Here is a 5,144-nt window from a genome sequence, read left to right as displayed (position 1 = left end):
AGGGCTGGAACATCCAACACCTTCAGCGCAGCTTATAGTAGCCGGACCGCCCCGTTGATTTGGAACAAACGTAGGTACTCTGGAATTGAGTGCATTGGCAGATGGTCCATCTAGCCAGGGAGGTTTTGACATGAGTGCAATCCTCAAGTCGGAAATGTTCTCTCGCCGAAAGGCCCTTTCACTGATGGGATTGGCGGCTGCGTTCGGCCTCGCGGCGGCCCCTACGGTACTGACAGTGTCCGATGCTGAGGCTCAGACTGCTGCGGGTCCGACTGCTGCGCCGCCGACCGCTGCGGCTCCGACCGCTGGCATGGAACGGCGTCAGGAGCGGCGTTCAGCGCGGCACGAGCGGCGTCAGGAGCGGCGTTCAGCGCGGCACGAGCGGCGTCAGGAGAGGCGCACAGCGCGCACAGAGCGGCGTCAGGAGCGGCGCACAGGTACAGCTACCGGTACAGGTGGTACAGCTACCGGGACAGGTACAACTACCGGTGCAGCTACAACTACCGGCACAGGTACCGGGGAGAAAAAGTAATTCCACTGGCCCGGCGAAGTCACTTGGTGGTGGCGGATTGATTGGAGAGCTACCAGATTGAGGCGTTCAAATACGCCGATAAACGTCTGATGTCGCCTAGTGGCTCACATGCGGACATTGYGACGCCGTAAGTTGATGACCGCTTCCAACCCGGAGCGGTCATTCCGCATCGCTCCAGGTCCGTTGACAAGTCCGTTGATTGAAACAAGCTATCCTGCGTCTCGGGCGCAGCCAGCGGACGGTATCGACCTAGCGACGTCCCGCTCGCTTGAGTTCGGCGACCTGTTGCTTCTCCCCGGCCAGCTTCCCTGCGGCGAGCAGGCTGCTGCAATGGCGAGCAGGCTGCTGCAATGGCGAGCAGGCTGCTGCAATGCCAACGGGCTTCTCTTTGTATCCAGCCCAAAAACGCCTTGGTGTCCATGCACTCCGCGTAGGTTTTGTAGGTGAGTGTGTCTCTGCACGTTGCCGAGAAAGCTGAATTGATCCCCGCCGAATTTATACCGATGACGACTGCATCGCGCGGATCGCGGACTGGATCGCAGGGGGCGGATGAGAGGCTTGCATTCCGGCACTTCGGCGTGTTGTTGACGTCAGGGCCGGTCCGCATCGATCGCCGGCCGGACTGACGATCGAGAATTGTCGTATCCCGGAGAACATCATGACGTCACCCGCCAATCTCGCCGAAAAGCTTGCGACCTTCGATGACCGCTTCTCGCCGCGCACGGTCGCGACCTACAATGGCAACGACATCATGGTCGCCAAGCTCGAGGGTCCGTTCCATTGGCACAAGCATGACGACACCGACGATTTCTTCCTCGTGCTCAAGGGCACGCTCGACATCGAGCTGCGCGATCGCACGGTGACGCTGACGGCGGGCGAGGTTTTCGTCGTGCCGAAGGGCGTCGAGCACAGGCCGGTCGCGCGGGGCGAGGTGCACATCCTGCTGATCGAGCCGACGGGCACGCCGAACTCGGGTGACCCGGCGACCGCGGCGCCCCGCATCCTGGCTTGAGCGGCGGGCGGCAGGCGCCGGCCGGTCAAGGCCCGCAGAGATCATACGCGGCCCGGATGAAACACGCCTGAAACATTGCTGAAACCAGATTGTCCTGAACGCCGCGTCCGCCCGCGCCGACCAAACAAGCGAAAAGGAGACAATCATGATCCAGGTCGGTTCGAAGGAAGAAGTCGCGTTTCTGCTGGCGCTGTTCGGCACCCACACCCAGCCCGTCAAGGAACCGAAGCCGAAATCGCAGCGAAGCTGAGGGCCTTAGCTCATGCCGGGTTTGGCCGATTGCCAGAGCCTGTTGCGCCTGCTGATCGCCAGGGGCGATCCGAAGGCGATCCCGCAGGCCGAAGGCGCCATCGATGATTATCTGGAGATCGCGCCGGTCTGCACCCGCAAGGGCGGCCTGCGCGTCCTCCTGCAGGACACCTCGGACCTCTACGGCGCCGCGGTCGGCGTGCAGCGCTCGTTCGCGGAGACGGTGGACGCTTACATCGTGCGGAAGCTTGCGGAGGAGTAGGGGCGCGCGTTGAAGTCGGCCAGAGCTGACACACTCCTGCGGTCGACAGCCTTTCACTTCAGCGCTGCCGTCACCCAATTCCTTCGCTCCGATGCCGACCACCTCGCTGCCCTCGCCGTGAACCGGACCGTAATGCCGGGGACCTTCAGTTGACAATGTTCTATGTTTGTTCTAGTTGATGCTCGCTTCAACCTGTGAGCGAGCCGTGCCGTGAACATCGCCAGTCGCGTCTCGCAATTTTCGCGAGGTCGTTAATGAGTAACTCGCTTCTCGCTTTGGTCCTGTTGGATAATCCGGCAACGCCGGACATGTCAGCGGTTGCCAGGGTCCTCCGCGCTCGACATCCGGAGTTGGCAACTGAGGTTGCGGAGAACGGAGGCGCGCAACAGGCTCAAGCAAACTCGCCGCTCATTCGCTGCGGCAACGAGTTCGTCGCCGTCATGTCGATGCCAGCGCCCATTCCGCAGGATCCCGGACTGTGGGCGCGCGCTGCGAGAATGTGGCCGGAGAGTAAGGCGGTGGCGGCGCGGCATCGAGGTCACCTGATCGTCTCTATGCTTGGACAGAGTAAGCGACCGCTGATCGCCGCGCGCATTACCACCGCGGTCATCGGTGCATTGATTGCCACGATGCGGGAATGTTGTGGCGTCGTGTGGGCTGGACAGGTGGCGCGGCCCGCCGAGCTCTGGCGGGACATGTCCAGTCAATCGTTTGCCCCGTTTCCTCATTACCCTTTCACGCTGTGGGTCGACATCCTTCCGTTCCAGTCAGGTAGAAAAATTGGCGCGATCACGATGGGGCTGTCCGCTTTCGTCGGGCGCGAGATCCAGTTCGACACGGGCAAGCTCACGCTGCCCGCGCTGATCGACAAAGTGGATGGACTTTCCGTTTATCTGATCGAGCACGGAAACGTAGTCAAGGATGGCGATACGATTGGAGCACACGAGAACGAGCGCTTCGCGGTTCGTTACAAGAACTCCGAGGTCTTTGGTGGTTTGCCTGTGTTTTCCTGCGGCGATGACTTCGCGTAGTCGGGCATCGTCAGCACAATGCTTTGCGGCGTCATTAGATGGTCCAGGCAATCCGCACATTGACGCTAAGGAGTGGTTCTCGCGCCGGATACGGCTGCTGCTTCGGCCGGAGTGAAGACTGGTTACGAAGCCGTGCGTATGCCGTTCGAGATCGGCTGTTTGACTCGTCGGGCAAAACACTGGCAGAATGGCATCATCGAAAGAGTTCGGATCAAGCCCGCGGGATGCCGCGGGCTTTATTGTTGAGCAGTTGATATTGGTTCTCTGCATGGCGTCATTGTGGGCACGATGTTCAATGGGACTCGGTCATGGGTAAAGAAAGGGCAGCTTCGATTGCGAAACGACCCAGAGCGCGAAGGCGCCGCTACTACGAAATGGGGCCCGACCTCCGGGTGGGAGGCAAGCCGGGCTATTGGCTAGAGGACGAGAATATCCTTCCTCCCTACGAGGTTTTCCGTCTGCCGGCTTCTACCGCGCCTGCCCCTTTCGTGTTTGACAAATCGGCAGGCGATTTGCCCTATGACTTGGAGCCCTACTACGGCTGGTGGCTTATTTCGGATCGGACAAAGGTGGTATTCGAGGGGCTTGACCCGGAGGCCTTTGTGTTTGTGCCGTGCGATGTGCGAGTACCGCATGGTAGCTACCATGGGCCGAACTATTGGCTGTGCGATGTTGTTCGCGTTCTCGACGCGCTGGATGAATCGCAATCGCGCTTGACCATCCGAATTGAGGACGATCCTCGCTCCCTTAAATTTGGAAAGAAGATCTACTTGACGATGCCGGGCTCCAAACTGGTCTTTACGGAGGCTGCAATTGGCACAGCGCATATCTTTCGTATGGCTCATAGCGAGGCTGACGTCATATGCGATCAAGAATTGAAGGACGCCTGCAAGTCCGCGGGCCTCAAGAGAATTTGGTTTAGCGACGTCTCAAAGCTCTGAGCCAGCCCGGATTCTGTGTGCGTAATGAGGTCTGGTTCGCTCGCGGACACTCGCGGGAGCGCGAGTAGACGATCTGCGGCTCCTTAGCGGCACTTTCCGTGTACTTCCGGCCGGCTGCCCTGATCTCACGGGACGATGCGATCGTCGCACGCCCCGCGATCGTTGATATGGACAATGCCCAGCTGTGACATTTCGACAGCCTTGCCGCATTCAAATGTGCAGATCGACGCGTCGAAACCTCATAACGCTGCAGCGAATAAAAATGGCGAAGACTACGCCATCGATCATTCTTGCGGAACATAGGCATCAAGATCAACACGGCCGCCGGTGAAAGCAGCCCGCCGACTACGCTCAAACTAGCTCTCGATCGGGCTCACGATCTGCCCGCTGCTTCCTTTTCGGTGGAGAGTGGGGGCCGCGTGCTGTGGCGTCGATGGCGGTCATAACGCCGATGCATTCTTCGCACGAGATCAGAAGCGCCTGGCCGATATTCGTTCAGGACGGCGACTGGTTCAGCGCTCCGTGCGCCGGGTGATCGAGCGCTTCGGCTGTAAGCCCAAGCATTTCAGAAGCATTGCAATCCGGTTTGACGAACGCGCGACGTTCCCGCCGCGGTCGCGCTCGCCTCAATACGTCTCCGGATCGGAGTTCATCAGTCCACGTCCTAATGAGACCCATTGCGTGAGGGCGCATGGCAATTCTCTTTGATCATCACATTATCCTAGAGCGCTTTAGAGGCCACCGCGCGTTTCGCGATATAGATAAGAAAACGTTCGATATCGATTCTCCCGCAAATCGTATCTATCTGCCAGGAGATCGGGAGGTTGCCGCGAAACTAGATGCGTCGCCTCATCCCAGCAGACACGTTTCTTCCTATGTAAAAGCCGTCTGTAAAACACTTGAGCGGATCGCAGATATTTCGAGTCCAAGCGATCGAGCTGCAGAAATGAGGACTCTTATTGACGCAATGCGTATCGGCTTCGTCAACAGCGATCTCTATACAAATGTGCCGATCGGTAAAACGCGCGAGGACGTTGATCTGGGTATTGAGAAGATATTCAGGGACTACAAGGCCTATCGCGATCAATACCCGGAGATACTTAGGGCAATCAGAGAC

5 protein-coding genes are annotated in these 5,144 nt (G+C 59.0%); all 5 read left to right on the top strand.

Features of this window, described 5'->3' with window-relative positions; all coding sequences use genetic code 11:
* The first annotated feature begins 1,190 nt into the window (after positions 1-1,190).
* The gene (locus tag ACXJL8_RS33470; RefSeq protein ID WP_456623823.1) at positions 1,191-1,544 is read left to right on the top strand and encodes a cupin domain-containing protein; all 354 of its coding nucleotides are present in this window, start codon (positions 1,191-1,193) and stop codon (positions 1,542-1,544) included.
* A gap of 262 nt (positions 1,545-1,806) precedes the next feature.
* Positions 1,807-2,055, top strand: coding sequence for a hypothetical protein (locus tag ACXJL8_RS33465; RefSeq protein ID WP_456623824.1), 249 nt, complete (start codon positions 1,807-1,809; stop codon positions 2,053-2,055).
* Positions 2,056-2,309: 254 nt separating this feature from the next.
* Positions 2,310-3,086 carry a DUF4261 domain-containing protein gene (locus ACXJL8_RS33460; RefSeq protein ID WP_456623825.1) on the top strand — a complete coding sequence of 259 codons (777 nt, stop codon included), beginning with the start codon at positions 2,310-2,312 and terminating at the stop codon, positions 3,084-3,086.
* 308 nt (positions 3,087-3,394) lie between these two features.
* Positions 3,395-4,027 (top strand): imm11 family protein, encoded by a 633-nt coding sequence (locus ACXJL8_RS33455; protein WP_456623826.1) that lies wholly within the window; start codon positions 3,395-3,397, stop codon positions 4,025-4,027.
* Between the two features lie 691 nt (positions 4,028-4,718).
* A partial coding sequence (locus ACXJL8_RS33450; protein ID WP_456686335.1) for an AHH domain-containing protein occupies positions 4,719-5,144 on the top strand: 426 nt, incomplete at its 3' end.

Source organism: Bradyrhizobium sp. P5_C11_2 (assembly GCF_054049755.1).
This window is presented reverse-complemented; position numbering and strand designations above follow the sequence as displayed.

Bases quoted from the DNA above. Each gene is read 5' to 3' on its own strand.
- ACXJL8_RS33465 (WP_456623824.1), top strand. From the start codon at position 1,807: ATGCCGGGTTTGGCCGATTGCCAGAGCCTGTTGCGCCTGCTGATCGCC.
- ACXJL8_RS33470 (WP_456623823.1), top strand. From the start codon at position 1,191: ATGACGTCACCCGCCAATCTCGCCGAAAAGCTTGCGACCTTCGATGAC.
- ACXJL8_RS33460 (WP_456623825.1), top strand. From the start codon at position 2,310: ATGAGTAACTCGCTTCTCGCTTTGGTCCTGTTGGATAATCCGGCAACG.
- ACXJL8_RS33455 (WP_456623826.1), top strand. From the start codon at position 3,395: ATGGGTAAAGAAAGGGCAGCTTCGATTGCGAAACGACCCAGAGCGCGA.